Annotated in this window: 34 protein-coding genes and 3 pseudogenes; 23 read left to right on the forward strand and 14 right to left on the reverse strand. The window is 71.5% G+C overall.

Features of this window, described 5'->3' with window-relative positions; genetic code table 11:
- Window positions 1-175: pseudogene (locus FF36_RS34050) on the forward strand (IS4 family transposase); the annotation flags it as partial.
- 269 nt (window positions 176-444) lie between these two features.
- On the opposite strand, the gene FF36_RS09015 reads toward FF36_RS34050, so the two are convergent.
- Window positions 445-1296, reverse strand: coding sequence for a TetR/AcrR family transcriptional regulator (locus FF36_RS09015; protein WP_236705613.1), 852 nt, complete (start codon window positions 1294-1296; stop codon window positions 445-447).
- Window positions 1297-1438: 142 nt separating this feature from the next.
- On the opposite strand from FF36_RS09015, the gene FF36_RS09020 reads away from it, so the two are divergent.
- Window positions 1439-2452, forward strand: coding sequence for a daunorubicin resistance protein DrrA family ABC transporter ATP-binding protein (locus FF36_RS09020; RefSeq protein WP_044884554.1), 1014 nt, complete (start codon window positions 1439-1441; stop codon window positions 2450-2452).
- A complete protein-coding gene (locus tag FF36_RS09025; RefSeq protein ID WP_236705612.1) occupies window positions 2445-3254 on the forward strand; it encodes an ABC transporter permease in 810 nt (269 codons plus the stop codon). The genes FF36_RS09020 and FF36_RS09025 overlap by 8 nt, the downstream gene beginning before the upstream one ends.
- Before the next feature lie 37 nt (window positions 3255-3291).
- Here the strand turns inward: FF36_RS09025 and FF36_RS09030 are convergent, their stop codons facing one another.
- The 9 genes and pseudogenes from FF36_RS09030 to FF36_RS09060 form a co-directional block, all read right to left on the reverse strand.
- Window positions 3292-4227, reverse strand: coding sequence for a TAXI family TRAP transporter solute-binding subunit (locus FF36_RS09030; protein WP_044884555.1), 936 nt, complete (start codon window positions 4225-4227; stop codon window positions 3292-3294).
- A pseudogene (locus FF36_RS37510) lies at window positions 4224-4579 on the reverse strand (sensor histidine kinase); the annotation flags it as partial. The pseudogene FF36_RS37510 and the gene FF36_RS09030, both read right to left, overlap by 4 nt.
- Before the next feature lies 1 nt (window position 4580).
- A pseudogene (locus FF36_RS09035) lies at window positions 4581-5798 on the reverse strand (sensor histidine kinase); the annotation flags it as partial.
- 1 nt (window position 5799) lies between these two features.
- The gene (locus tag FF36_RS09040; RefSeq protein ID WP_011602538.1) at window positions 5800-6462 is read right to left on the reverse strand and encodes a response regulator transcription factor; all 663 of its coding nucleotides are present in this window, start codon (window positions 6460-6462) and stop codon (window positions 5800-5802) included.
- A gap of 323 nt (window positions 6463-6785) precedes the next feature.
- A complete protein-coding gene (locus tag FF36_RS31435) occupies window positions 6786-7775 on the reverse strand; it encodes a terpene synthase family protein (RefSeq protein WP_128423273.1) in 990 nt (329 codons plus the stop codon).
- A gap of 308 nt (window positions 7776-8083) precedes the next feature.
- A complete protein-coding gene (locus FF36_RS09050) occupies window positions 8084-8356 on the reverse strand; it encodes a hypothetical protein (RefSeq protein WP_044884557.1) in 273 nt (90 codons plus the stop codon).
- 305 nt (window positions 8357-8661) lie between these two features.
- Window positions 8662-9876, reverse strand: a complete 1215-nt coding sequence (locus FF36_RS09055) for an RCC1 domain-containing protein (RefSeq protein ID WP_044884558.1) — start codon at window positions 9874-9876, stop codon at window positions 8662-8664.
- A gap of 208 nt (window positions 9877-10084) precedes the next feature.
- Window positions 10085-10390 carry a hypothetical protein gene (locus FF36_RS35380; protein ID WP_157871709.1) on the reverse strand — a complete coding sequence of 102 codons (306 nt, stop codon included), beginning with the start codon at window positions 10388-10390 and terminating at the stop codon, window positions 10085-10087.
- A gap of 70 nt (window positions 10391-10460) precedes the next feature.
- Window positions 10461-10685 carry a tautomerase family protein gene (locus tag FF36_RS09060; RefSeq protein WP_044884651.1) on the reverse strand — a complete coding sequence of 75 codons (225 nt, stop codon included), beginning with the start codon at window positions 10683-10685 and terminating at the stop codon, window positions 10461-10463.
- Between the two features lie 85 nt (window positions 10686-10770).
- Between FF36_RS09060 and FF36_RS36355 the strand changes: the two genes are divergently transcribed.
- Window positions 10771-11106, forward strand: a complete 336-nt coding sequence (locus tag FF36_RS36355) for a hypothetical protein (protein WP_206778449.1) — start codon at window positions 10771-10773, stop codon at window positions 11104-11106.
- Here the strand turns inward: FF36_RS36355 and FF36_RS09065 are convergent.
- Entirely contained in the window at window positions 11073-12242 is a 1170-nt protein-coding gene (locus FF36_RS09065) for a tyrosine-type recombinase/integrase (RefSeq protein WP_044884559.1), read from the reverse strand. The two genes, FF36_RS36355 and FF36_RS09065, sit on opposite strands and share 34 nt — an antisense overlap.
- Complete coding sequence (locus FF36_RS34825; protein WP_128423274.1) at window positions 12211-13251, reverse strand: hypothetical protein; 1041 nt, start codon at window positions 13249-13251, stop codon at window positions 12211-12213. Before FF36_RS34825 ends, FF36_RS09065 begins: the two co-directional genes overlap by 32 nt.
- A 239-nt stretch (window positions 13252-13490) precedes the next feature.
- Here FF36_RS34825 and FF36_RS09070 point away from each other — a divergent pair, with 239 nt between their 5' ends.
- The 8 genes from FF36_RS09070 to FF36_RS09105 all read left to right on the forward strand — a co-directional run bounded on the left by FF36_RS09070 (window position 13491) and on the right by FF36_RS09105 (window position 18990).
- Window positions 13491-13712, forward strand: coding sequence for a helix-turn-helix transcriptional regulator (locus FF36_RS09070; RefSeq protein ID WP_242418618.1), 222 nt, complete (start codon window positions 13491-13493; stop codon window positions 13710-13712).
- Window positions 13709-14674, forward strand: coding sequence for a hypothetical protein (locus tag FF36_RS09075; RefSeq protein ID WP_128423275.1), 966 nt, complete (start codon window positions 13709-13711; stop codon window positions 14672-14674). The genes FF36_RS09070 and FF36_RS09075 overlap by 4 nt, the downstream gene beginning before the upstream one ends.
- Before the next feature lie 63 nt (window positions 14675-14737).
- Window positions 14738-14956, forward strand: a complete 219-nt coding sequence (locus tag FF36_RS09080) for a hypothetical protein (protein WP_044884561.1) — start codon at window positions 14738-14740, stop codon at window positions 14954-14956.
- Window positions 14957-15063: 107 nt separating this feature from the next.
- On the forward strand, window positions 15064-15261 hold the full coding sequence (locus FF36_RS09085) for a hypothetical protein (protein ID WP_044884562.1): 198 nt from the start codon (window positions 15064-15066) through the stop codon (window positions 15259-15261).
- Window positions 15258-17012 carry a DnaB-like helicase N-terminal domain-containing protein gene (locus FF36_RS09090; RefSeq protein WP_052681021.1) on the forward strand — a complete coding sequence of 585 codons (1755 nt, stop codon included), beginning with the start codon at window positions 15258-15260 and terminating at the stop codon, window positions 17010-17012. The genes FF36_RS09085 and FF36_RS09090 overlap by 4 nt, the downstream gene beginning before the upstream one ends.
- 198 nt (window positions 17013-17210) lie before the next feature.
- Window positions 17211-17585: a hypothetical protein gene (locus tag FF36_RS09095; RefSeq protein ID WP_206778450.1), complete on the forward strand. Its 375-nt coding sequence runs from the start codon at window positions 17211-17213 to the stop codon at window positions 17583-17585.
- Between the two features lie 244 nt (window positions 17586-17829).
- The gene (locus FF36_RS09100; RefSeq protein WP_044884564.1) at window positions 17830-18609 is read left to right on the forward strand and encodes a SprT-like domain-containing protein; all 780 of its coding nucleotides are present in this window, start codon (window positions 17830-17832) and stop codon (window positions 18607-18609) included.
- A 45-nt stretch (window positions 18610-18654) separates the two neighbouring features.
- A complete protein-coding gene (locus FF36_RS09105; RefSeq protein ID WP_044884565.1) occupies window positions 18655-18990 on the forward strand; it encodes a hypothetical protein in 336 nt (111 codons plus the stop codon).
- 81 nt (window positions 18991-19071) lie between these two features.
- On the opposite strand, the gene FF36_RS09110 is transcribed toward FF36_RS09105, so the two are convergent.
- Window positions 19072-19392: a hypothetical protein gene (locus tag FF36_RS09110; protein WP_044884566.1), complete on the reverse strand. Its 321-nt coding sequence runs from the start codon at window positions 19390-19392 to the stop codon at window positions 19072-19074.
- Window positions 19393-19542: 150 nt separating this feature from the next.
- On the opposite strand from FF36_RS09110, the gene FF36_RS09115 reads away from it, so the two are divergent.
- From FF36_RS09115 to FF36_RS09165, 11 genes are read left to right on the forward strand one after another with little or no spacing between them, the layout of a single operon-like run.
- Window positions 19543-20052 (forward strand): helix-turn-helix domain-containing protein, encoded by a 510-nt coding sequence (locus tag FF36_RS09115; RefSeq protein WP_044884567.1) that lies wholly within the window; start codon window positions 19543-19545, stop codon window positions 20050-20052.
- A complete protein-coding gene (locus FF36_RS09120; protein WP_044884568.1) occupies window positions 20049-20552 on the forward strand; it encodes a helix-turn-helix domain-containing protein in 504 nt (167 codons plus the stop codon). The genes FF36_RS09115 and FF36_RS09120 overlap by 4 nt, the downstream gene beginning before the upstream one ends.
- Entirely contained in the window at window positions 20549-20875 is a 327-nt protein-coding gene (locus FF36_RS09125) for a hypothetical protein (protein ID WP_044884569.1), read from the forward strand. Before FF36_RS09120 ends, FF36_RS09125 begins: the two co-directional genes overlap by 4 nt.
- A complete protein-coding gene (locus FF36_RS32570; protein WP_052681023.1) occupies window positions 20868-21563 on the forward strand; it encodes a MerR family transcriptional regulator in 696 nt (231 codons plus the stop codon). Before FF36_RS09125 ends, FF36_RS32570 begins: the two co-directional genes overlap by 8 nt.
- The gene (locus FF36_RS09135) at window positions 21532-22188 is read left to right on the forward strand and encodes a hypothetical protein (RefSeq protein ID WP_128423278.1); all 657 of its coding nucleotides are present in this window, start codon (window positions 21532-21534) and stop codon (window positions 22186-22188) included. Before FF36_RS32570 ends, FF36_RS09135 begins: the two co-directional genes overlap by 32 nt.
- Entirely contained in the window at window positions 22188-22793 is a 606-nt protein-coding gene (locus tag FF36_RS09140; RefSeq protein ID WP_044884571.1) for a hypothetical protein, read from the forward strand. The genes FF36_RS09135 and FF36_RS09140 overlap by 1 nt, the downstream gene beginning before the upstream one ends.
- Window positions 22790-23059, forward strand: coding sequence for a hypothetical protein (locus tag FF36_RS09145; RefSeq protein WP_044884572.1), 270 nt, complete (start codon window positions 22790-22792; stop codon window positions 23057-23059). Before FF36_RS09140 ends, FF36_RS09145 begins: the two co-directional genes overlap by 4 nt.
- Before the next feature lies 1 nt (window position 23060).
- Window positions 23061-23792, forward strand: a complete 732-nt coding sequence (locus tag FF36_RS09150) for a hypothetical protein (protein ID WP_044884573.1) — start codon at window positions 23061-23063, stop codon at window positions 23790-23792.
- Window positions 23793-23807: 15 nt separating this feature from the next.
- Entirely contained in the window at window positions 23808-24371 is a 564-nt protein-coding gene (locus tag FF36_RS09155; RefSeq protein WP_128423279.1) for a hypothetical protein, read from the forward strand.
- A gap of 1 nt (window position 24372) precedes the next feature.
- Entirely contained in the window at window positions 24373-24816 is a 444-nt protein-coding gene (locus tag FF36_RS09160; protein ID WP_044884575.1) for a hypothetical protein, read from the forward strand.
- Window positions 24813-25001 (forward strand): helix-turn-helix domain-containing protein, encoded by a 189-nt coding sequence (locus tag FF36_RS09165; protein ID WP_044884576.1) that lies wholly within the window; start codon window positions 24813-24815, stop codon window positions 24999-25001. Before FF36_RS09160 ends, FF36_RS09165 begins: the two co-directional genes overlap by 4 nt.
- 7 nt (window positions 25002-25008) lie before the next feature.
- On the opposite strand, the gene FF36_RS09170 is transcribed toward FF36_RS09165, so the two are convergent.
- A complete protein-coding gene (locus FF36_RS09170; protein ID WP_044884577.1) occupies window positions 25009-25500 on the reverse strand; it encodes a hypothetical protein in 492 nt (163 codons plus the stop codon).
- Window positions 25501-25559 lie beyond the last annotated feature (59 nt).

Here is a 25559-nt window from a genome sequence, read left to right on the forward strand (position 1 = left end):
GCTGCTGCACCGGGCGTTACGGAAACTGATCCACGACACCGCGCTGGTCGAAGGGATCGACCCCGACCGGCTCTCCTTCACCCACACCGTCAAAGTCGTCCGCCGCCAAGTCGTGCGCCGGGCGCTTTTCCCCCCTCCGCCGGACGGCCCGGATCCTGGCCGCGGTGACCGCTGAGATCGCCGAACACGTCCTACCGAAACGGCTCCGCTCCCACCCCCGCGTCGTCCGACGCACCAAACGCACCCCGTTCCCCGCCAAGAAGCCGATCGACAAGCACCTCGCAGGACCGCCGCCCACCGTGGTCACAGTCCTGATCCGAACCTAAAGTTCCTGGTATTGCGCCCCGGGAAGGTAGCTCGCCTGGCGGAGGCGAGATCAGCAGTAGTCCGAGGGCGCGGGTGGTGCGGTCGTCCACATCGCCGAGAACGCATCTGCCGCGGCTTTCAGGTGGCGGCGAGGCGGTCGACGAGCACGGCGATGCCGTCGAGCAGGCGGGCGAGCCCGAAGTCGAACTCGCCGTCCATGTCGTCGTCATCGTCGAGCGAGCCGGAATCGATCGCGCGCTGCAACGAGGGGAACAGCGCCGGATCGATGAGCCGCGAGAGCAGCGCGCCGTAGCCCGGCATCATCTTCTCCCCGCCGGACGCCACCGTGAGGTCGGCGGACAGCGTCGCCTCGTTGCGGACGAAACCGCTCAGCAGTAGCACCGAGGACAGTTTCTGCTGCTCGGTCAGGGGGGTGTGCGCCAGGCAGCGCAGGCCGTCGTCCATCCAGGCGACCATGTTCGGGCCGAGCGGCGGGGTGCTGATCGGGACGCGCAGGGCCCAGGGATGACGGTGGTACGCCGCCCGCGCGCCCTGGGCCCAGCGACTGAGGCCCGCCCGCCAGCCGTCGTCGGGCTCGCGCGGGCCGGGCGGGCTGCCCATCGCGGCGTCCACCATCAGCAGCAGCAGCTCGTCCTTGGCGGCGACGTACCGGTAGAGCGACATGGTCGCGGCGCCGAGCTCGGCGGCGACCCGGCTCATCGACAGCGCGCCGATGCCGTCGGCCTGCGCGACGTCGACCGCGGCGGACACGATGCGCTCCAGGCTGAGCCCGCGGCGGGGACCCCGGCTCGGCCGCTCCCGGATCCCCCAGAGCATCTCGACGGCCGGCGGAAGAGCGAAGACGCCGGGCGCTTCCGGCCTGCCGCCCACGGCGGAGGCCGCGGGCACGACACCCGAGGCCGCGGGCACGACACCCGAGTCCGCAGGCACGCTGGCCGGGCCGCCGCCCGGTCCGGGGCTCCTGGCCATCGTCACCTCCGCGCCGCGTCAGGGATCCGACAGCCGCCCTTCGCCGCACCGCCGTTGACGCCATCCTAGATCTGCGTACCATCTACGCTATTGAACGTACGCCATACGCAGTTCACCTTCGCGACGAGGAGCAGCCCTCACGATGTCCACTGACCTGGCGATCGAGGCTGTCGGGCTGGCCAAGTCCTACGGCTCGACCTCCGTGCTCGACCACGTCGACCTGCGGGTGTCCTGCGGCGGCGTGTTCGCGCTGCTCGGCCCGAACGGCGCGGGCAAGACCACCGCCGTGCGGATCCTGGCCACCCTGACGCGCGCCGACGCCGGGCGCGTCCGGGTCGCCGGCCACGACGTCGACACCCAGCGCCGCGAGGTCCGCCGGCGGATCAGCCTGACCGGCCAGTACGCGGCCCTCGACGAGGCGCAGACCGGCGAGCAGAACCTGCGGATGATGGGCCGGCTGCTGCACCTGCCGCCCCGCCTGGTCCGCCGGCGCGCCGCGGAGCTGCTGGAACGGTTCGACCTGACCGCCGCCGGCCGGCGCCGGGTCGAGACCTACTCCGGCGGGATGCGCCGCCGGCTGGACCTCGCGGCGAGCCTCGTCGGCGAGCCGGAGATCATTTTTCTGGACGAGCCGACGACCGGCCTGGACCCGCGCAGTCGGGCCGCGATGTGGGAGATCGTCAGCGAGCTCGCCGTCGCCGGCGTCACCGTCTTCCTCACCACGCAGTACCTGGACGAGGCCGACCGGCTGGCCGACCGCATCGCGATCGTCGACGGCGGGCGGGTGGTCGCCGAGGGATCCGCGGCGCAGCTCAAGGAGCAGGTCGGCGGGCACCGCCTCGACGTGGAGCTGACGGCGGCCGCCGGGCCCGAGGCGTTCGCGGCCGTCGTGCGCCAACTCGGCCCGCGCGCCGTCACCGCCGATCCGGCTCGGCGCACCTTCGGCATCACCACCGACGGCACGGCGGCCCACGTACGCGCCCTGCTCGACGAGATCGACGCCGGCCGCGATCGCGTCGCCCGTTTCGACGTGCACGGCACCACCCTGGACGACGCCTTCCTCACCCTCACCGCCCGGCCGGCACGCGCCGAGACCCGCCCGTCGCCCACCGAGATCCGCCCGACCGCCCTCCAGAGGGGGAGCGCTCATGTCTGAGCTGGCCCTGCCCAAAGCGGCCGTCCGCCCCGCGCCCCGGCCGGCGTTCGTCGACGCCGCCGGCGACGCGGCGACGATGATCGGCCGCAGCCTGCGGTTGACCGTGCGCAGCGTCGACGGCATGATCACCGCGCTCGCACTCCCGATCATGCTGATGCTGATGTTCGTCTACCTGTTCGGCGGGGCGCTGCAGACCGGCATCGACTACGTGGACTACGTCGTGCCCGGCGTGCTGCTGGTCTGCGCCGGCTTCGGGGCGGCGACCACCGCCGTCACCGTGTCCAGCGACCTGACCACCGGCGTCATCGACCGGTTCCGGTCGATGGACGTCTCCGGCGCCGCACTGATCTCCGGGCACGTGGTGGCGAGCGTGGTGCGCAACCTCGTCTCCACCGCGCTGGTGGTCGCCGTGGCCCTCGCCATCGGCTTCCGCCCGTCCGCCGGTGTCGGCGACTGGCTGGTGGCCGTGGGCGTGCTGGCGCTGTTCGTGCTGGCGCTGTCCTGGCTGTCGGCGACGGTCGGGATCCTCGCCGGTTCACCGGAGGCGGCGAACGGGTTCACCTTCCTCGTCAGCTTCCTGGCCTACCCGAGCAGCGCGTTCGTCCCGGTCGACACGATGCCGTCCTGGCTGCGGGGCTTCGCCCGTGACCAACCCGTGAACACCGTGGTGGAGACGACCCGCGCCGCGCTCACCGGCAGGCCGGTCGGCTCCGTCGCCTGGCACGCGGTGCTGTGGAGCCTGGGCATCATCGCGGTCTCGGTCGTGGCCTCGAGCGTCCTGTTCAACCGCCGGACCCGCTGACGAGCGAGGCGGCGGCCTCCTGGGACGGGTGGCCGGGCTATCCCCGCAGCGCCCGGTAGGTCTCGGCGGCGGCCGGGTGCAGCGGCAGCGGCTCGGTGTTGATGAGGTTGCCGACGTCGAGGTACTGGGTGCCCCGGGCCTGCTTCGGCACGAGCTGCCCGGCGTGCTCGACCAGCACCCGGACGGTGTTGCGGACCACCTGATCGGGGCAGTGCGACCCGGCGACCAGCAGGTTCGGAACGCCGACCGTATGCACGGCGCCCGCCGCCCGGTAGGTGCCGGCCGGCAGGGCGACCTCGTTGTAGTAGCGGCCGTAGCGGCGGCGCAGTTCGGGGACGTAGGCGCCGAGCTCCAGCAGCCGGATGCCCCACTCCCGGTCCGCCTGCGCCAGGACCTCCGTCGGGACCCCGCCCGACCACAGCATGGCGTCGATCATGTCCTCGCGCAGCGCGCCCACGGCGTCCTTGAGCGACAGGTGGCGTGCCTGGCCGAGCATCACCCCCGCCGTGGCGAACAGGCGCTCGCCGAACAGCGCGGCGCCGGAGCCGTTGGCGCCCAGCGACACGGCCCGGCCGGCCAGGTCCGCCACGGCGCGCACCGGACTGTCGGCGCGCACGACGAGCTGCATGTAGTTCTCGTAGACCCGGCCGAGCGCGTAGAGCTGCACCGGGCGGCCGAAGGCGGGCAGACCCTTCTGCGCGGCGTCGAGGGCATCGGCGAGGGCGAGCCCGAGGTCCGCCGTGCCGGCCGAGACGCTACGGATGTTCTGCACGCTGCCGAGCGTCGGAACCACCTGGGCGTGCAGCAACGGTCGGAGCAGGTTCGCGAACTCGATGTAGAAGCCGTCGGGCTCCCCGGCCGCGATCGAGACCGTGGGGTCGTCCGACGAGCAACCGCCGGCACTGGCGACGGTGACGGCCGTGGCCCCGACCGCCAGGGTGCCGAGCAGCACCGCGCGGCGAGAGACGGTCACGAGGCGGCTCCGGGCGTCGTGGCACTCGCCGGGTCGTCGCGCCGTCGGGCCCGGCGGCGCTGGGACCTGGGCAGCCAGATCGTCGGCATCGTGTCGGTCCCGCCCGACCGCGACAGGCCGGGCAACCCCGAGCCACGCCCGCCGTTCGCCGGCGTGCCCGTGGGCGCGGAGTCGACCGGCGGGGACGTGGGCCGTTCTCCGACGGGCAGTTCGGCGGCGACGGACAGCCCGTGCGGCGTCACCGTCTCCAGGATCAGCCGCCCGCCGTTGTTGGTCACCAGCCGCTCGGCGATCGCCAGGCCGAGCCCGGAGCCGGACAGGTCGTGGTTGCCGCGGTGGAACCGTTCGGTCANGCGCGGCAGCTCGCCGGGTGGCACGCCGACGCCGTCGTCGGCCACGGTCACCCGGCCCCGCCCCGTCGGCCAGCGAGCGGTCACCGTCACGGTCACCGTGCTGCCCGGGGCGTACTTGATGGCGTTGTCGATCAGCACGTCGACGATCTGCTCCAGGTCCGTATCGGCGCACAGCAGCGGGATGGGTTCCGCCGGGACGTGATCGACCAGCGTCACGTCCCGGGCGACGGCGGCGGGCAGCCAGAAGTCGATCCGCTCGAGCACCGTCGCGCTCGCGTCGCAGGCCGCCGGGGTCGCGGGATGGGCGGCGAGCTCGGTGGCGGCCGCGTCGGCGACGGCGAGCGCGCGCATGCCATCGAGCAGGACCTGCAGCCGCCCGGCCTGGGCGACCATCGAGGCGTAGGTGTCGCGCGCCTCGTCCGGCAACGAGCCGGCCAGCATGTCCATCCGCAGCCGCATCGCCATCAGGGGGTTGCGCAACTGGTGGGAGGTGTCGTCGATGAGCGCCCGCTGACGGCGCGCCGAGTCGGCGACCGCGTCCGACATCCGGTTGAACGAGGCGAGCAGTGTGCGTACCTCCGACGGCCCCTGCTGCGGCGACACGTGCGCCGCCACCACCCCCTTGCCGACCGCCCGCAGGCCGTGCTCGAGCTGGGTGATGGGCCGCAGCACCCAGCGGACGATCAGCAGGATCACCGTCGCGAACACCGCGGCGACGGCGAGCACGCCGAGCAGGACGTGCCCCCATACCCGCCCGACGTCCGCCGCGGCACGGCCCCGGCTCGACACCAGCACCACCGCGCCGCTCACCTCGACGCCGTTGCCCACCGGGCGGGCGAACAGCACCCGCCCGGACGACCAGGGCCGGATATCGGGCAGGCTGGCCTGGCGCTGGTTGCGCAGCGCCGCGTCGATCGCCTGCGCGACCTGCCCGCCGCCGCCGAGATCACCGAGGTCGCCGCGCGAGACGATCGGCCGGCCCGCCGCGTCGACGACGGCCACGGCGTCGCCATAGAGGTCGGCATGCGCATCGATCTCCGGTTCGAGCTGGTCGGAGCCGGTGAGCGCGAGCTCGGCGAACCGGTTGATGTCGGCGGTGCGCCGGCTGACGAACCGGTCGGAGCGTTCCGCCGAGGTGGTGTAGAGCAGCGGGACGGCGAACGCGGCGAGCGCGCCGAGACCGGCCACGATGAGGACGATCAGCAGCCGTCGGCGCATCTCAGTCGCCCAGCCGGTAGCCGAAGCCGCGGATGTTGTGCAGCGGGCTCGGCCGGCCAAGCTTCTTGCGCAGCTTCGACAGGTGCACGTCGAACGTCCGCGACACCGCCACGTAGGCGTCGCCCCACACCTCGTCGAGCAACTGCTCGCGGCTGACGGCCGCGCCCGCCTTGCGGGCGAGCACGGCCAGGATCTCGAACTCGATCCGCGTCAGCACGACCTCCTCGCCGGCGACCGTCACCAGATGGGTGTCGAGGTCGATGGCGATGTCGTTCACCTGCACCCGCCCGACCGGGGTGGCACCGCCGCGCTCGGTGCGGCGCAGGATGGCCTCCATCCGGGCTAGCAGCTCGTCCATCCGCACCGGCTTGATCAGATAATCGTCGGCGCCGAGGCGCAGGCCCCGCACGATGTCGCGCTCGTGGGTGCCCATCGCGGTCAGGACGAGGACCGGGGTCGCGGCGAGCCGGCGCAGGCGACGCAGCACCTCCAGCCCGCTGATGTCCGGCAGCCCGAGGTCAAGGAGCAGCAGGTCGGCGTTGCGATGACGGAGCAGGGCGTCCGCCCCCCGGGTCACCCACTCGACCGGGTGGCCGCGCGCATCCAGGACATCCTTGATCGCGCCGCCGACGCCGTGGTCGTCCTCGACCAGCAACACACGCATTGTCAGCCCCGATCTTCAAGCCCCGACTGGTGAGGTCTCCTCCATCAATACGTGGATCAGCAACGACACCAGCAGGCAGGCCCCCGCGTAGTAGCCCGAAAACGGCTTCGGGGCGGCACGTTCGGGCCAGTGCGACGCGTTCGGCCGCGATGCGGCCCCGGCGACACGTCGTTCGGCGATTCCTCGCCGCCGGCGCCGGACCCGCCCGGCCTCGGCCGCCCGGCATCGAGCGACGCCATCCCGACCGCCCTTCTGGATCACGGCGGCCGAGGGCGATCGGTTGCGCCCGCGGGGAGGTGTCGGCGGTAGCGGGGCGCAGACCGCTACCGGTGGCGGCCGGAGGTGAACATCCAGGCCAGGTGTGCTCCCGGCATGTCGCAGACGGTGCGGACGACCCGGTCCAGCCGGTCTGGATGCAGCCGGTCACAGTGCGCCGTCGGCGCCAGGCTCTGCGCGTCGACGAGGAAGGCGCGTTGGGCGTCGTCGAGAGCGCGCAGCCGTCGGGTGATGTACAGGTGGACCTGTTCGAGGGCGGTGCGTTCGTCGCAGCCCGTGGCGCGCTGGAGAACGATGACGTAGTTGGTGGTCTCCCCGAGGGCGGCTTCCCGCGGCAGGGATACCACGTCGTTGGTCCACGCGATGATGTCACTCGACGCGGCACACAGCTCGGTCCAGCTCTTCGTCGCCGCGAGGTCCGGGGGGATTTCCGTCCGGTAGGCGACTTCCACCAGGTCGTACATGAACATGGCGTTGTCGTTCCGGCGCAGCGTCGGGTATTCCTCGGGGGTCGCCACCGTGCCGTTCTGCCGGTGGGCGATCTGGGTGAGGAAGGCGTCGCGGTGGTCGTGGATGTGCTGACGGATGCGGCGACGCCACGGCGCGGACATTCCCCGGGCGGTGCGGGGCCACAGGTCGGCCAGGGCCGTCACCGACGCGGGGGCGCCGGCGGGCGCGGGCTGCCCTTCGGCCGTCGAGGTGATCGAGGTGATCGAGGCGTAGGTCTCGCGCACGATCGCGGCGTCGCGGCCCATGGGCCCTTCGTCCTGCTCGTCATCGAGGTGGAACAGCCACACCGCCCACTGGGCGAAGAGCTCGACGTCGGCCTGCTCGGCATCGGGCAGGATCCGGGCGGCCGCCAGGTGGAATCCGGCGGCGTCCAACCGGGCACGTGCGGCATCGTCGACGGCCAGCCCGAACCCGGCGGCCCAGGCCAGGAGATGTTCGCCGATGCGGTCGGCCGCGGGATGCACCCGTTGGGGAATGCTGATCCCGAAATCGGGTCTGGGCACGCCGGTGGGACAGAGCTGACTCATGCGGTGGCCTCGGTGCAGGGAGGGGGCGGAGTCCGCCCGGCTGACATGCCTACATAGCGAAGACGCTGGTGAGGTGGGGCGAGCCGAGTCGGACCGGGAACCAGCCCCTACGGAAACAGGGCAGGCCGACAGGGAACCGTCTGCCGGTCATTATGGCGCGACAGGATTGCCCGGCGGAGGCATTCAGCCGAACTTATCGAGCATCGCTGGCTGCCAATGCCGACCGAAATCCGGCTCCGGCTCCGACTTCGACTCCAGCTCCAGATCCGGCGTGGATTTCGTCACATCACCACTCGCCGCAAGCGCGATCAGGCAGGCGACCGGGATTCACCGTGGCCGACCGTCTCGCTCGCGGCCCGGGTGAGGCGGATGAACCCTTCGGCGCCCCGGACACTGCGTAGACAACCGTCTGCCATGTCCGCAACCAGGGCCTCGCCGTTGTTGCCCCAGGCGACGACCGGCACCTGGCAGACGAGCTTCTCCCCGTCACGCGTGCTGGCGGGCAGCCCGCCCACGATGTTCTTGTCACCGCCTTCGGAGCTGGGCCTGAAGAAGGCGGTGTAGCCGTGGGCGGGGATCATCGTGAGTCTCCCAGTGGGTCTTGGTCTCGGCGGGGCCAGGGGTGTGGAGCGGCGAGGGGTCACGGCTCGGCCGACCCCGCGGCGCACGTCCAGCGCAACGCCCGACGTGTGGGGACACCTTCCCGCGGGCGCGCACACCATGCGCACCGTGCCGGGCCGGCTCGCCGGGGTGATGCCGCGGCGCTGGTGACGCCGCGGTTGGGGGACGTGCCGCGGCCCCGGTCGACGAGGATGTCGGGCCGGGGCCGCGGGGATCGGGCGGGGTCAGGTTCCCCGCCCGTCATCGACCTGGCGGTCGGGCCCGGTCACCTGATCAAGGTGTTGACGAGCGTGTACCCGCTGAAGCCACCACCAGCGATGGCTTCCGCCCCGGCGACGCCGCTGACCTGGACGGGAAGCAGGCTGTAGGGGGGAGTGGTGCTGTGGCCCAGCTGCCCGAAGAAGTTGCTGCCCCACGCCCACACGGTGCCGTCCGCGCGCAGCGCGTACCCGCTGAAGCTGCCCGCGGAGATCGCGGTGACCCCGACGAGGCCGGTGCTGCCGCTGACCTGGACGGGTACCAGGGAGGTGTCGTCGGTGCCGTTGCCAAGCTGCCCGGTGTTGTTGAGGCCCCAGGCCCAGGCGGTGCCGTCCCCGCGCAGCGCGTACCCGCTGTTGCCCTCGCTGCTGGCGGCGATGGCGGTCACCTCCGAGAGGTTGCGGATCGCGACGGGTACCGTGCTGGACACGGTGGTGCCGTTGCCCAGCTGCCCTTCGTCGTTCGCGCCCCAGGCCCCGACGGTGCCGTCCTGGCGCAGCGCGTACCCGGTCTCCCGGCCGCCGGCGATTGCGGTCACCCCGCTGAGGCCACTGACCCGGACGGGTATCGGGCTGTTGGCGGTGGTGCCGTTGCCGAGCTGCCCCTCGTCGTTGTAGCCCCAGGACCAGACGGTGCCGTCCTGGCGCAGCGCATACCCGGTCAGGCCCCCGCTGGCGATGGCGATGACCCGGGACAGGCCGCGAACCCGGACGGGCACCCGGCTGTTGGTGGTCGTGCCGTTGCCAAGCTGCCCGTAGTTGTTGTAGCCCCAGGACCAGACGGTGCCATCCTGGCGCAGCGCATACCCGTTGGCGGCGCCGCCGGCGAGGGCGACGACCCGGGACAGGCCGCTGATCCGGACGGGCACCCTGCTGTTCGTGATGGTGCCGTTGCCAAGCTGCCCGTAGGCGTTATAGCCCCAGGACCAGGCGGTGCCGTCCCGGCGCACCGCGTACCCGGCGTACCTGCCCGCGGCGACGCCGACCACGTCGGTCAGGCCGCTGACCCGGACGGGTACCGCGCTGTTCGTGGTGGTGCCGTTGCCCAGCTGCCCGAGTCCGTTGTAACCCCAGGACCATTCGGTGCCAGGCCCCGCGACGGCTAGGTGCTGCCTGGAGGGCGTCCCCCATGCGGGGGCCGCGGTGGCCGCTGCCGGCAGGGCCACGATGCCGGCGGCGGCCAGCGCCACCGCCCCCATCCCCAGCCGTCCTCGACGAAACATGTCCGCTCCTCAGAACCATGGGTGCCGTCATCGACACCCGTTGGCCACGAAGAGTAATCACACGGAGCCACTACGCCGTTATCTGAGTGATATATTCGTTGCGCTGCGTGTTGCTCACACTCCTGGACATACGACCGCCGGGCGATGGGCCGTTGCTGCGCGGACGACGGGGGAGCCCGCGGCGATCGGGACCGGTCGAGCAGGGGAATCAACCGGCATGCCGACCACGACTATGATTTTTCATCGTCCTCGGTGGCATTGCGGTCTGTGATGGCCGGAAATTTACATGGCGCCAGCGCCACGTTTTCGCCGGGTGGCGGCTCTGCAGCGTCCTTTCGTCGACCGCGAACCGATACTGGCGGCTTTCGCCGAGGACATGACGCGCATCGGCGCGGGACCGCGCGTCTTCAATGCCACGGGTGTCGGCGGCATCGGCAAGTCGCGGCTGTTGCGCGAGTTGACCGACCGGGCCGCAAGCCAGGGCCGCACCGCCTCGATCGACCTTCAGGTCCACCCGTTGTGTCAGCAGGAGGATGCGCTGCCGATTTCCTCGGCGAGTAGTCGGCGGCTTCGGCTTCGACTCCTCAGGTGCTCTCGCTGGCCTGGAGTTTCTGCACGTCCTCGGTGGTCAGGCACCGTCCTCCGATGCCCCAGTCCCCGCTACGAACCTCCTCGACGACGACATGGGTCACTGATCGCGTCGCCTCGCCCTCGATGCCGACCATGACCTCGGTCAACTTGGCGATCATCTCCTGCTTCTGCTGGGGGGTGAATACGCCTTCGATCACTTTCACGTTGACGAACGGCATGTCCGTTACCTCCACCTACCTCCAACGCTGTGCCCCTGACCCCAGCCGCCGTCCGGCAGCCGGGCTGACCAGGGTGTACCCAGGCATGCCGACGAAAGTCAGGCGTCTTCCGCACCGTCTCGGCCACGGTCATCCTCGGATCAGCCTGACATCGCGCAGGCACGAACGGCCCTGGTGGGCGCCTCCGCGTGGTCAGCTCGTACCGGCCGTCTTCGCCATCCTGGGCGAGATCACCGATCTCGATGATGCAGATCTTCGGATTTCTTGCTCCAGGAAGCAGTGCAAGGGCTGGTCAGGGCTGGGTTCGGTCCGCGCGGAACTGGTCGATGACGACGGTGAACTGGCCGTTGACCGCTACGGCCACATTCTGCCTGGTCAGCGGCTTACCTACTCCCCCACGGTCCGCAATCCGTCCGCTTGATCTTGCGGGTCCGCCGGCGCCCACGCTGCATCCACGATCCGACGCGTCCGCTCCGCCGAGTCCGGGAACAAGTGGCTGTATGTCCTCAGTGTCTCGGCCGGGTCGTTGCCGAGCCGGGCCGCGACCACCGTCACGGACTCCCCGCCATCGATCAGGGTCGACGCATAGTGATGGCGGAGATCATGAAAGGTCGTGCCGGTCGGCACGGACGGAAGCTCCGGTGCGGTCGTCCGCCGGGCCTTCCGATCGCGTTTGCGCCGCTCGGCCGCCCGGTTCACGACTTCGACGGCGTCCGCGAACGCGAGGTGCACCATGCGCGCGGAGATCGGCTCCCACTGCTCGTCGCCGCGGTGCAGCAGGGTCCCCAGCATCTCCCCCGCGGTCAGCGTTGACAGCGCGTCGAGCACGAACGCCGGCGCGGGTACCTCACGGACACCGTTCGTAGTCTTGACGGGCAGCAGCTTCCAGGGGGGCGCCTCGGAGAGCTGCCACCGGACGTCGAGGTCACGCGCGAGATGCCGGACCGCCGGCTCGGTCAGCCCCAGGACCTCACTGATCCGCAGGCCGCATCCGGCCCCGACGAGGATGGCCGGCCGGTACGCCTTAGCGATCGCATCGTGCAGCGCCCGCACCTGCTCGACGGTTAGCGGCACGACCGCTTCTTTCACGATCTCCGGCAGCTTGATCCGGACACACGGGCTCCTGCCGATCACCCCGTCGTCTACCGCGCTGGCGAACATCGCCCGCAGGAAGGCGAACCGCATCACGACCGTCCGGGGCGCCGCCGTCGAGGCCCAGGACGTCACGAGCGCCTGCACCGCGGTGCGGCTGACCGCCGACATTCTGTGATCGCCGAGCGTCGGATACGTGTGCACCCGCATCACGATCTCGACCTGGCGGGCAGTACGCGGCCGATGCTGCACCTGGGCCGTTCGCCAGCGTTCAGCGAACGCCTTCACGGTTTCGCGGCCTGCGCGCGGGTCGACGTGCACGCCACGCTGCACCGCGGACTCCTGGTCGGCGGCCCAGCGCGAGGCATCGGTTTTCCGGGCGAAGTGCCGCGAGTGCTCCTTGCCGGCCGCGTCGTAGTAGCGCGCACGCCACTTACCGTCCGGCCTCTTCTTGACGCTGGCCATCGCCCCCGGTCTCCCGTCGTCGGATCTCCTCGGTCACCTGGTCGACAAGCTGACGGGTGACCCGCTCGCGTAGCTCGCGCCGCCGGTCCGGGCTCGCGTCGGGTTCGCTTTCAGCCACAAGCCGGTCCCGCTCATTGGCCAACGAATTACCCCAGAGATCCCGGGCAACAAGCGCGACGAAGGCCGCGCCCCTGCCAGTAGCTTTTTCAATTTCCCTGTTTTCTCCAGCAAGCTCACGCAACCGAATATCGCCAGAAAGCTGATTCAGCAAGTTTCGGGTTATTCTCCCACGTACGGAGCGGACCGTATCGCGTGTCGCCGCGCTCGGGACACTCTTTTCACTCAGGATATGGTCCCGTTCAGCGGACAGGGTCCGACCCCACAACGCGAGCGATAGCGCCACGATGATTGCCGGCGGTTCACCGAGTCGGCGTCCCGCTAGTTCCTCGGTCTCGCCACCTAGCCACGCCCAGCGAGTGACGTCGCCGACAGTGCCACCGCGCGGCCACAGCCCCAGTTCGAAGGCACGGCGAGCAACTGGCATCGCCTCTAAGATCGTCCGCGCCGCGAGGTTCCGGATCGGCTCCCTTACTTGGGCATCGATTTCTTCATCGGCCCCGCCCGCCAATTCGGGGCTCAGCGGGAGATCTGTGAAGGAATGTGCTCCCGGGTCACTCGGTACAGGTGGCGGGCCGGCTATTCGGCCGAAATCCCAGGTACCGCGCCCAATAGCGTCCGCGACGCGAGAGGGCACGATGATGTCCTCCGGCGTCTCCCCGGCAAGGATGTCCGCTATATCTCGCGCCGATCCGTGGATCTGAGGGGTCAACGCCACAAGATCCGGCGAGTCGAGTAGCTCTGACACGGTGACTTGGCGCTCGCAGGCCACACCAAGTACAAACGGCAGAACAACAAGCTCTTCAATGCTGATTGATTTCGCTCCGCGCTCCAGCGCGGCAATCCTCGACCGATCCCAAGCGAGTCCGCAAAGCCGAGCCGCGTCGGACACGTCCTGCTGCCTGCGACCAGCCTCTCGTCGAATCCTTGCAGCCGCACCACCGATCACAGTGCGTAGCGAATCGACCGTAGCCCGAGGCGGATCGGCCGGATCTTCGGGAGTCACAGGCCGAACGTACCAGGGTCGAGCGGGTGAAGCTCCACCCGCTGGACAGAACCAATCGAACGCGTGTATGACTGGCCTGGATCGGGTGAGAAGTCACCCGTACGAAGGGCTGGAGGGCCAAGTCGGTGAGCGACGACGAGATGCTGCGGACCAGCGAACTCAGCCGATTGATCAAGGTGCCTGTCGGCACGCTTAGGCAATGGCGTCACCGGGGGTTCGGTCCGCTCGGCTTCCGGGTCGGCGGGACCGTGGTGTACCGGCGTAGCGAAGTCGACCGATGGTTGGCGGAGCAAGAGCGGGCCGAGCGGGAACGCGCGCCCTACTGCGCCGGCCGGGCGTCGGCATGACCCCGACCCCCGCTGACCCTGGCGTCGTGGCCACGGCCGGGTGGGTCGACCGCCCGGCCGTGCCCCGGGTGGTCGTGGCCGCCCGGCCGCGCCACCCGGTCGAGTCCGCCCTCGCCACCGCAGTCTCGTGGGTGGGCTACCGGCTGACGCCCTACGTGATCAGCGAGGCCCGCCCGCTCCTGGACCTCGCGACGGTAGGGAGTTTGCTCGGCCATCCGGCCCTGACGGTGCCCCTGCTGGCCCCGCTGTATCGCGTCGGTCTGATCGCCCCGGATGGATCTCTTGTCGGCAACCTGTGGCCGTGGCGCTGGATGAGCATGGACGCTCGCCGGTCCGCGGTCGACGAGCTTGCGGGGCTGATCTGCCTGGCGGACGATGTGGCCGCGACGCTCGCCCGCCTCGGCGCGCCCATCGAGCCGTCCTGGCCCGGGGACCGGATCACCCTCGCGGCTCTGCTCGCTGCGGACGTCGACCCATGGCAGCCTGCGCGGCTCCTTGCTGAGGCCCTCCAGCCGATGACGCCCTACGCGGTGAACCCGTCCGGACTGGTTGTCCGGTACCGCCCCGGGGTCCGCGGGGAGGCCGAGCGGGAGGCCGCGGTGCTGCGGCGCCGAGTCGAGGCACGGGCTCGCGCGCGCATAGGCCGTCCGGCCCCGCACGTCCTGCCGTACGCCGGTGGGGGACAGCGTCGTCCGGGCGCGCAGCAGCGCGGCGCCGAACTCCGCCGGGACGCTCTCCGCCCGGTACTGCGCCGCTGGCCCGAGGTCACCGCCGCCGAATTCAAGATCGAGTCGGGTAGTCGGCTGTCCCCGCAGGCCGCCGCGCTCCAGCAGGAGCGGGCCGCGCTCGGCCTGGACCGTCTGCCGCTGGCCGCCTACGGCGACAGCGCGACCGGTGTGGCGACCCGCCAGCGGATCGGTGACGACCTCCGCACCCTCCGCCGCGAACTCCGCCGATCTTGAAATTGGCTGTCGCGCGAACGCTGGCAGCGTTCGCGCGACAGCTACCCGGCGCACGGTGGGGTCATGGCAGAGATCGACAACCCGGTACGTGGCCCGGCAACGCTGCGGTACTGGGCGGATGCGCTCGACCCTGCGGGCGATCTCGACGAGGACACCCGCACCCTGCTGGCGAGCAGATGCCGGACGAAGTGGATGGCCACCGTTGGCCGGCTCGGCGGCCAGGCCGGCAAGGGCCGTCGCCGCACCACCGCCCCCGAGGCTCCTGCCGCAGAGGCGGCCTGACTAGCCCCGGAAATGACAAAGCCGACGCTCCCCAGCGCCGGCTCCGCCCNCCCCACAGACCCGCCAGGTCTGAGATCCCGCCCGCCATCACACGATCAGGACTACCTGTGAAGATACCCGTCATCGGTCGGCGTGACGATACCGCCGACACCCCCGACCACCCGGCCACCGACCCCATCGAAGAACTCCGCGCTCAGCTCCGCCGCGTCTGCGGCGGCCGGCTGCGCACCCTGGATGCCGAGCGGGAGCACCTCGACGCTCGCCGGCGGGGCGAGGCCGCGCGGATGCGGCGGGTGGGCGAGTGACCGTAAGCCCGATCCGGGCGGACGTCGGTGATGATCTGATCCTCGCTGAGCGGGTGGTCGTCGGGGCGATGATGTCCGGCGACCTGGAGACCGCGGTAGACCTCGCCGCGACGCTGACCGCCGAGGACTTCCACCGGTCCGCGCATGGCCTGGCGTTCCGGGTGTCGTGCGACCTGCGGTCGGACGGTCTGCTCACGGACCCGCTGCCCGTGTGGACCGAGATGCTGCGCCGGTCGGAGGTGGAGACCTCGAGCGCGGCCTACGGGATGCAGGTGGTCTACCTCGTCGAGTGCGTCGAGGTCGCCGCGACCGTGGGCAACGTCGGCTGGTACGCCCGCCAGGTCGCCGACGCCGCCGACCGGCGTCGCACCCGGGAGACGTTCCTGTCGGCGCTGGGCTACCTCGACAGCCCGGATGCCGACGTGGCCGAGGTGATCGGGTGGACCACCACCGAGCTGTCTCGAACCGTCGCCCGCGGCCTGGCCGGGCCCGCCGCGGTCGACGATGAGTCGTTCTGGTTTGCCCGGCCGTGCCTGGCCCATGTGCGCGAGTTCGCCCGTGCGCGGATGGCGTCGCCATGGGCTGTCCTCGGTGTGGCCCTGGTGCGGGTGCTGTCGCAGGTACCGCCGGAGTACGTCCTGCCGGCCACCATCGGCAGCCACGCGAGCCTGAACCTGTTCCTCGCGGTCGTGGCTCCCTCGGGTGGCGGTAAGGGCGCGGCGATGGGCGCGGCCCGCGACGCCTGCGACGTCGGCGACGTCAACGTCTGGCCGGTCGGGACTGGCGAGGGTCTGGTCAAGACCTTCGTGCACTACGACAAGGACGCCGAGGACATCGTTCAGGACGAGACGTCCGCCGTCATCGAGATTCACGAGGTCGACCAGCTCGGCGCGGTCAAGGGCCGTACCGGCGCAACGATCCTCTCTGTCCTGCGAAGCGGATGGGTCGGCGAAGAAGTCGGTTTTAACAACGCCGATGCCACCCGCCGGCTGAAGGTCGCCCCGCACGCCTACCGCCTCGGCCTGGTCGTCGGGGTGCAGCCCGGTCGGGCGGACGTCCTGCTCAACGAGGCCGAGGCCGCCGGGGGCACCCCGCAACGGTTCGTGTGGCTGCCCGGCACCGACCCCGCGATGCCCGACGAGATGCCGGCCGAACCGAAACCGTGGGAGTGGGACCTGCCCGGCTGGCCGGACGACGTCGAGTTCCACCCGGGCCGGCTGCGTGTTCTCGACGTGTGCGCCGAGGCCATCGTCACGATCCGGGAGGCACACCGCCGGCGCCAGCGGGGGGACGCCGAGGCACTCGACGGGCACGCCCTGCTGTGCCGGCTGAAGGTCGCCGCCGCGCTCGGTCTGCTCGACGGGCACGCCCGCGTCACCGCCGAGGACTGGCGGTTGGCCGGGACGCTGATGGACATCTCGGACCGGACCCGGCAATCCGTAGTGGACACGCTGCGCCGGGCCGCCGCCGAACGGAACCGGGCCCGCGCCGAGGCGGACGCCGAGCGGGCCGTCATCGTCGCCGACCGGACCGACGGCGCCCAGACGAAGAAGGCATGCGCGGCGATCATGCGATGCCTTCACCGGGCGGACGGGTGGGTGTCGCAGTCCGATCTGCGATCGGCCGCGCGGCGGTACCGCGACTACCTGGACGACGCCGTGGGGCGGCTCGCCGAGGCAGGACAGATCGAGATCGAAACGGTCGTCTACCAAGGTCAACAGGGAAGAAAGTACCGCCGTGTCCCGACCTGAAATTCCAGGGGGGGCAGGTGGGGACGCTGTCCCCCCTGTCAGCAGATTTCCGGTTCCTTGCTCACAGAAAACCCCAGGTCACAGGACTACAGCTCACCCGCGGGACACCGCGCGTCAGGCCCAGGGGTGGCCGCCACCCCTGAATGTCCCCCCCTCGTGGCCACCCCTGAAGGGCCGAAAGTGATCACCGATAACGACTTGGCCGAGATCGACAAGGAGACCGAGGACCGGGTCGCCGCCCGCATCACCGACGCCCGGAAACGCGCCAACGCCCGCCGGGCTGAAGACCTCGCAAAGCAGGCCGCCCGCACCGCCGGACTCGCAGCCCGGCACGACCGCAAGATCAACCGACTTGGAGGCGCCCCCACCATGCCCACCCTCACCCCCGGCGCGTCGCCGGCCCACGGAGCGCCCACCGCCCGCACCCTGATCGACACCGGCGGATGCGCACCCGGATGCCTGCTCGCCGTCAGCCCGCCCCGGACCTGCACATGCCCGTGCGGCGGCCGGCACCACGGTGCCCTCGGCACCGCCGCCGTGCCCACCCTCGACCCCACCCAGGCCGCAGCATGAGCGCCCCTCGGCCCGCCCGGGAGTGGACCGGCCACGCCCGACCCGACGGCACGCCCAGTGCCGAGGCACGTGCCCCGTGGGCGGGCTTGCGCTCGCCCACCGCCTGGACCTGCCCGTCCTGCCGGACCCCTGCCGAGCCCGGCCCGCACGGTGCCCTGCTCGCCCGCCACGCCGGTGGCTGCCCGAACGCCCGGCCGGCACCGTGACGGCCGCCCCTGGACCGTCCCCGCTGACGGAGACAGAGGTGGCGCACCGGCGGGCAACCGCCGCCCTCGCCGCCGGCCGGGATGATCTCAAGCAGTTGCACGAGCTCTGGGCGACGTACAACGTCCGCTACTACGGCGGGGCGATGGCGCCGCCGTACATCCTCCTGGACGAGCCGTCAGTGCCCCGGCGCTACGGCCAGTTCGCCGCCCGCGGGGGACTCGGCGGGCGCGGTCAGATCATGATCCGGCCGTCCCTGCTGGCAGGGACACACCCGCACCTGCGCGACGCAGACGAGACGACGCGCCGCCGGTTCGTTGCCGACGTCCTACTACACGAGAGCATCCACCAGTGGCAACACGAGGTCGCTGGCCGCACCGACCGCGGATACCACGGGCACGGGCCCGCCTTCCGCGACCGGGCCAACGAGATCGGTGCCGCCCTCGGTCTCCCCCCGGTGCGCACGGCGAAGCGCCGCGGCCCCGACGCCGACCTCCCGAGCTGCGCGCAGTGGCCGCACTGCGTCCGCCCCGTCGACCACTACGCCGGTAGTTACGTCCCCGCCAGTGGGGACACCGATCTGATCGCGCAGATCATCGAGACCACGACCCACGCCGCCGCCCTGTGGGAACAGCTCGGCCCGCACGACCTCGACGACCTCGACGTCAACACCGCATGCGAGATCAGCGCGGTACTCGCCCGGCATGCCGTCGCCACAGGCGGCTTCACCCACGTACTCAAACGCCAGCGGAACCCGGGCAAGACCCGGCCCCGATCCTCCGGTGACCCCCTGAACACGACCAGTAGGACCAGCCGGTGACCCGACCTGACGACACCCCACCCGACCCGAGAGGACGACCCCCACATGATCCCCGCGAGCATGCAAAACGACCACGGCCGGAAGATCTACCGGACCCTGAAAGGGCTCGCTGCCCGCGCTGTGGACGACCGCGCCGACATGGCACCACCCACCCAGGCCGAGCAGGACGCGGCAGCCAACTGGCTCCGCCGCCTCCTGCAAAGCGAGAAAGACACCCTCGCCAGGGATCTCTTCCCCTCCGCCGCGCTGAACGGCTTCCCGTCCCCGCTGATCTTCGACCTGTTGATGCAGATGGAAGGCGTCATCGTCGGCTGGAGCACCACTGCGGACGATCTCGCCTACCGCCTGCTGACCGTCACTGAGCTGCCCCGCCCCGCTTAGTAGCACGCCATCCGTCGCGCCGGGCGCGGCCATCACCCCGCCCGACCCCATCCCCACCAGCCCGAGAGGACCAGCAGCAGCTCACCGTGGCCTGCCACGACCCCGCCAGCGTCGCGCCCGACGCTCCGGCAACGCTTCGGCCACGACCTCGGGCGGCAGATCCCGGTCGTACGCCTCGTAATCCGCATCCCCCGGATACAAGATCGTCGGAATGAAGCAGGCGACGAACTCGTCGTTACCCTCCGACGTGAATACCCGGATCCCGAGATCACTGAGCCGCCGCGGAACCACCCCACCCGGCTCGCGCGCCACGTCGTACCGCCGCACCCGCGGGCCTGGCGCCTCCTCCTCTTCCTCTGCGGCCCAGTCTTCCCCGTCGCCATCCCACACATCCCCCGTCATCCGGCCACCGTGCCACACCCCGACACGGGAGACGGTGGCGGGCGTCCGGTCGCTCGCGCACGCGCGCGAGGCTGACAGTGCCACGGTCTGTCACCGGCAGGCGGAGGGCTAACGTATGAAACACCTGTTCGATAGGAGCATGTCCCGAAAATGAGTACGGAAAGTAGTGGCCGACTAGGCCGCGCCCATCTGCGACCGGTCGCGGACGGCGAGGCCGAGCAGGTGCGCGCGTTGCACGCCGAGGGCTTGAGCCGCAACAAGATCGCCGAGCGGCTGGGCCGGTCTCCGTCGACAGTCTCGAAGCTCGCTCAGACGCTCGGTCTGGAGTTCGATCGAGCCGCCACCCGCGCGGCTACCCGTGCGGCCGTGGTGGATGCTGCCGCACGCCGCGCGGAGATCCTCACTGCGACGTACCAGCGGCTCGGCGAGGTGCTGTCCCGGCTGGGTGCCCGCCAGCCGCTGGCCCACGGTGAGACCAAGGACGGCGAGATCGTGGAGAGCTCGGTGACGGTGCTTCCTGCCCGCGACGTCCAGGCCCTCGCGACCGCCTCGGATCGGCTGTCGTCGGTGATCTCCAGGTTGGAGGCCGTCGACGACGGCGCCGCGTCCATGAGCGCCGTCGATGAGTGGCTGCGTGCGATGTCGGGGAGGTCAGCGTGACCCGGTTGCGCGTCGTGGGCCCGGAGGACGAGGACGCCGTGCGGGAGCTGCACGCCCGGGGGTTCAGCCGGAACGCGATCGCCCGGGAGATCGGCCGCTCGCCCGCCACCGTCAGCAAGATCGCTAAGGGTCTGGGGCTGGAGTTCGACCGTGCCGCCACGAAGGAGGCCACCGCGGCGGTAGTCGCGGATGCTGCCTCACGGCGCACCGCACTGGTATCCGAGATGATCGACAAGGCGGCTGAGCTCGTCTCCCAGATCAGCGGCCCCTACACCGCGGTGTTCTCGGACAAGGAGGGCAACGCGGTCGAGACGCCTCTCGCGCGGATCACCCCGGGCGCAGCGCGCGACTTGTGCTCGGCGGTGTCGAGCCTGTCGGCGAGCATCCTGCGGCTGTCCTCCGTCCCCGCCAGCGACGGCGCGGCCGAGGCCCGGTCGATGCTGGGGGATCTTGCCCGCGCGCTGGACGTCGCTGCCGCGAACCTGCCGGACGCCTCGTGACTGGCCGCGGCGAGCATGCGGGGGACGTGGTCGCCGCAACGCTGCGGGCGGCCGAGCTGGTGGGGACGGCCCGGCACATGCCCCCGGCCGACCTCGAACGTACGTTCTTCAGGATCGTTCGGGACCTCGGCGAGCAGTGCGGACTTGCGTCCGAGGAGTCCGGCGTACAGGTCGCCGCGATGGTCATGACCCTCGCCAGGTTCACAGCGGAGATCCTGGACGAGTGGTCCACGGAAGACCCGGACGCCGCGGAGACGTGGCTCTCTGACGTGGTGGCCGGAATCGTGATGGAGGCCGAGCGGCGACGGGACGCTGATGGCTGACGCCGGTGGCGGCCTGGACGTGGCCGCACTCGGCCTGGTGGACCTCGACGCCGTCGCCCGCCGCGTCGCACGGTACGAGCGGGCCATCGCGGCGGTGCGGGCGCGGCTGTGGGGGGCCTTGGATCCGCGGGTGATCGACGCGCTCGACCGGCATCTGTGCGAGCTTCCCGCCCGGCCGGTCGTCGCCTTCGCCGCCGCGATCGCCGAGGCCGACCTCGACAGGCTGCGGCGGGTCCGCGACCTGCTCGGCGCTGACCCGCCGGCAGCGTGGGGCCCGGCCGCGCTCCTCACCGAGGCGCTCGTCCGAAGGGAACAGGCGTTCGGCGGCGCCGTGATCGTGCCGGCATCCCTGGCCGGTGCGGTGCGGGCGCTGCTCGCCGAGGGCCTGACCGCCCGCGCTCACCGGGACGGAGGGCTCCCGCGATCCGACGGTGTGGTCGCCCTGCTCGACCAGCTCGGCCGCGCCGCGTCCCGGGAGCATCCCGGTACCGACATCGGTACCAGCGGCCAGCCCACCGTGCAGCGTGGGGTCAGCGTCACCGAGATGGCCGGCCGGATGGGCTGCACCGAGTCCTACGTCCGCAGGCTGGCCCGGCGGGGCGTGATCCCCGCTCGACGGTCGGGCGGGGTGTGGATCCTCGAGGAGCCAGACGCCGATGACCCCCGCACCACCCACCCCTACCCCTGATCTGAGCTCGATGTCGGCGGCCGAGCTCGCCGAGTACCAGCGGGACGCCGAGACATCCCACGCCGCCGCCCAGGCGCTCGTCGAGCGGGCCGCCGCCGGCGACGCCGACCCCGACGACGTTGAGGCGCTCGGTCTGTTCGCTCGGGCTCGCGCCCGGCTGCGCGGCAGCGAGGCCGAGGCAGCCCGGCGGGAAGCAGTCCGCCGGGACCGGCGAGACGAGCTCGTCGCGTCGATCGTCGACCGTCCCGGCGACGCCGCCCGGGTCGTCGAACACCTCGAAGCCATCGGCCAGGCCGTCGCCGGGCTACGTCGCATCGCCGAGGACCGGCGGACCTTCATCAGCCGGACCGCCACCGGTCTGCGGGCCTGCGGGATCCCCGCTGGGCCACGGGGCGCGGCTGGCGTGTGGCACGCCGACCCCGTCTCCGGATGGGCCGTCGGGGCGGGCGGACGCCGCGTGGACCAGATCAACCCCGAGCTGCTCGTCGCGCTCGCACTGCGCCGAGCCTTCGGAGGCGCGCCGTCCGGCTGGACGCTGCCGCTGCCCTCCGCCGCCTCGACCGACGCCGCCGACAGCGACGAGCTGACCGCGGTCCTCCGGCGCGAACTCGGTGAGGACGCCTGATGGCCACGCCCGCCGAGGCGGAGACGCTGCTCGCCGACCTCGACCAGGCCCCCGACGGTGCGTCCGTGGCGCGAGCTGAGGGGCTCCTCGGCCGGCTGGTCGCCGCCCGCGCCGAACGGACCCGCGCACGGCTCGCCTCCGAAGCGAACGCCGAGCGACTCGCCCGGCTGGAGGCTCTCGCCGGTGAGATCGGGGCCGCGCACGTCGATGCCGAACGTCTCCACGATCTGCTCCAGACCGCCACCGACGCTCTCGCCGCGCTGCTGAAGGCGGTGGACGAGCGCGGACGGCTGCACGACGCGTGGCGTGCCCGGCTACGCGCCGAGCAGGTCCCCGCCGGTGCGACCGGCCGCGCCGAGGACGCCGGCCTCAGCTGGCTCGAGTCGGGTGGTGAGGTGATCTTCGACGGACAGCGGATCGGCCGTCCGGACGCCGGACAGCTCGCCGGCCTCGTGATCCACCAGGCCGTCGCCACCGCCGGGGTCAACCCGGAGCTGCGGTCCGGCCACCCCCTCGCCGAGCATTGCGAGCCCTTCCAGCGGGCTTTGGTCGATGACCCGGCCGGCTATCTGCGCTCCCAGTTCGGCGCCCCGGACCGGCCGTGACCGACACCCGGCGCGCCACCCGCCCGGTGGTCCAGCGGGACGCAGAGTGGCTGGGCTCGGCGAACGCCGCGGAGATCGACGCCGCGCGGCGCCGCGGCGAGCTGGCCGACCTGTTCGGCGCCACGCCGGCCATCGACGTCCAAGACGGCGTGCAGTGGGTGACGGCCGACCTGGAAGGGGCCAGCGCCGACCAGATCGCCGCCGCGCTCGGCCGCGGTGACCTCTCCGAGCTCCTCGCCGGCGGCGACCCTGACGAGGCGGCCTGACGTGGCGACACTGCCCGGCCACAGCCCGAAAGCCGTCCCCGCCGTCGTCAACGGCTCCGGTGACTTCGGCCCCCGCCGCGGCTCCGGGCTGTCCATCGCCCAGCTGGCTGGCCGTGCCCGTGCCGAGCACGCCGATCCGTTGCGCGCTCAGGTCATGGCCGACCCGAAGATCCGCAACCCGGAGGGGTTCCTGATCTGGTTGGGCCGGCGCAAGGGCGGGCTGAACAGCCACAAGGGCCGCTCCCGCCACCCGGGAGTCGGCACTCGCCGGCTGGCCGGTCACGACCCGTCGAGCGTCCACGCCGCTCCCCGGGCGCACCGTGGTGGTGGGGATGCGCCGACGATGCGCCTGTCCCGCACGGACATCGGCCGGGCGTTGCACGGGGCCGCGCCGACGCTAGTCCTCCCCCGCGAGACGTCCCGGTCGGCACCGAAGACGCTCCGCCCGCTCTCGCCGCCCCGTCCGGCCGTCCAGGACGCGCCTACGGTGGCGCTCCGCCGGCCGCCGGCCCGTGAGGCGGACACGGTCGCGCTGAAGCTCCCGATGAGCCAGGCTGCCCGCGCTACGCGAGCGAAGCCGGGCGGGCAGTGGAACGCCCTCGCGGTCATTCCTCGCACGCCCGAGCCGGAGCCGGTGAAGCTCCCGCCCGAGCTGGCGAAGTTGCGCGTCGGCAACGTGAAGATCCACAAGAAGACGAAGATCTCGAAAGCTTGGCGGCTTGGTCGCCGCTGACCCTCTGGAGCACAAATGACGACACCGTCGGGCCCAACCAAGGCCCACACGATCCCCAGCCCACCCGACTGGCCTGACCCGTACCTCACCTCGGTCGAAATGAACAAGATCTCGACGATGCTGTCGTTCCTGTCGTTCCGAGCAGGAGGGTTCTGCCAGCTCACCAACACCGTGCCCCACGACATCCCCCCGGACTCCGACTATCCGATCGCCATGGAAAACGAGGAGGTCGACCGGGACGGCGGCCACTCCGACCAGGAAAACACCTCCCGCTACGTCGTGAAGACCCCGGGGAACTATCTCATCGCCGGGACGGCGGCTCTCGCCGTCAACGGCACCGGCTTCCGCGCGTCGAAACTCATGGTCAACGGCGGCGAAGCGAACCCGATCACGCTGGCCATCACCCAGCGGGCCGCGATGACCGGCATCGAGCCGTTCATGCCCGTCGGACCGCGCATCGCCCGGCTCGCCGTGAGCGACTACGTCGAGCTGCGCGTCCGGCAGAACAGCGGGAACACCATTCAGACGTCGGTGGCGGACGGCGGGTCGAGCCTGACCGTCGTGTGGATCGGAGCCTGATATGACCAGCATCGACAGCGGCCTCGCCGCCCTCCTGCCCGCCGCCGGGGTGTGCCACGTCCGTGCGACCGCCACGCAGACCCTCACCCCGGGCAGGGACAGCCCGGTCGTGTTCGGCGCCGCCGCGGTGGACGACGAGGGGATGTGGGATCCGGCCCAGCCGACCCGGATCACCGTGCGCACCGCCGGGGCGTACGCGGTCTACGGGATCGTCACGTTCGCCGCCGGCGAGGCCGACCGGCGGGCGACCTATCGGCGCAACGGCACCGACGTCATGTCCGCGTCCACCGGCCCGGCCGCCGACGGCGCGGAACTGGAGCTGGCCGTCACGATCGTCCGCCTGGCCGCCGGCGACTACCTCGAGCTGACCGCCACCGGCCCGCTGGCCACCACGCTCGCCCAGGACGGATGTCAGCTCGCCGTCGCCCGCCTGGACCGACGATGACCGCCCCGGCGGATCTCGTCCCGCGGACCGAGGTGCCGAACCGCTGGCCGGCGATCAGCGAGCGGATGGCCCGCAGGCTCACCGACGAGCGCACGATCCCCTGCTGGGTGGTCGGCCGACGGGTGTACGTCTCGGCTGCGGATGTCGAGGCGTATCTGGCGTCCTGCTACCGGCCGGCTGGGTGAGCGCGGTCTACCGCCAGGCCCCGAACATCGGGTGCGACAGCTGCGGCGGGGTGGTGACGTACACCGTGGTCTCCCACTGCCGCCGGGCGTCGTCCCCGCAGATCACGCGCAGGCATATCCGCTCGGACCGGTCCTCGAGCACGCGCACCAGCCAGTCCGTCTGATCACCGGTACGGAGCGCACCGTGCTGGACCCGCAGGCGAGGGACGGACGAAGACGGGTCGATGCTGTCCTGGTCAGGGGTGAACTCGACGCCGTGGCCCTCGATGACCGAGGCGGTCAGGCGGGTGAGCGGCCACGGGGATTCGAGGCGCAGATGAAGGTGGGAGTACCACCCGCCTACCGACTCCGGCTCCATCTCGATCGTGCCGCTGAAGGTGGGCTGGCGTTCGTCGCGACGGCGTTCCCGCTCGATCCGGGCGACCTGCCGGGCATAGACCGCGCTGCCGACCGCGACCAGCAGAGAGATGATCGAGACGATGAACGCGGTGCCCTCCATGCACGGAGCCTAGGGACACCCCGGTCACGACCGGTCCGCCAGGGTCCTTCACGGATACA

This window comes from Frankia torreyi (genome assembly GCF_000948395.1).
In the GTDB taxonomy this organism is placed as follows: domain Bacteria; phylum Actinomycetota; class Actinomycetes; order Frankiales; family Frankiaceae; genus Frankia; species Frankia torreyi.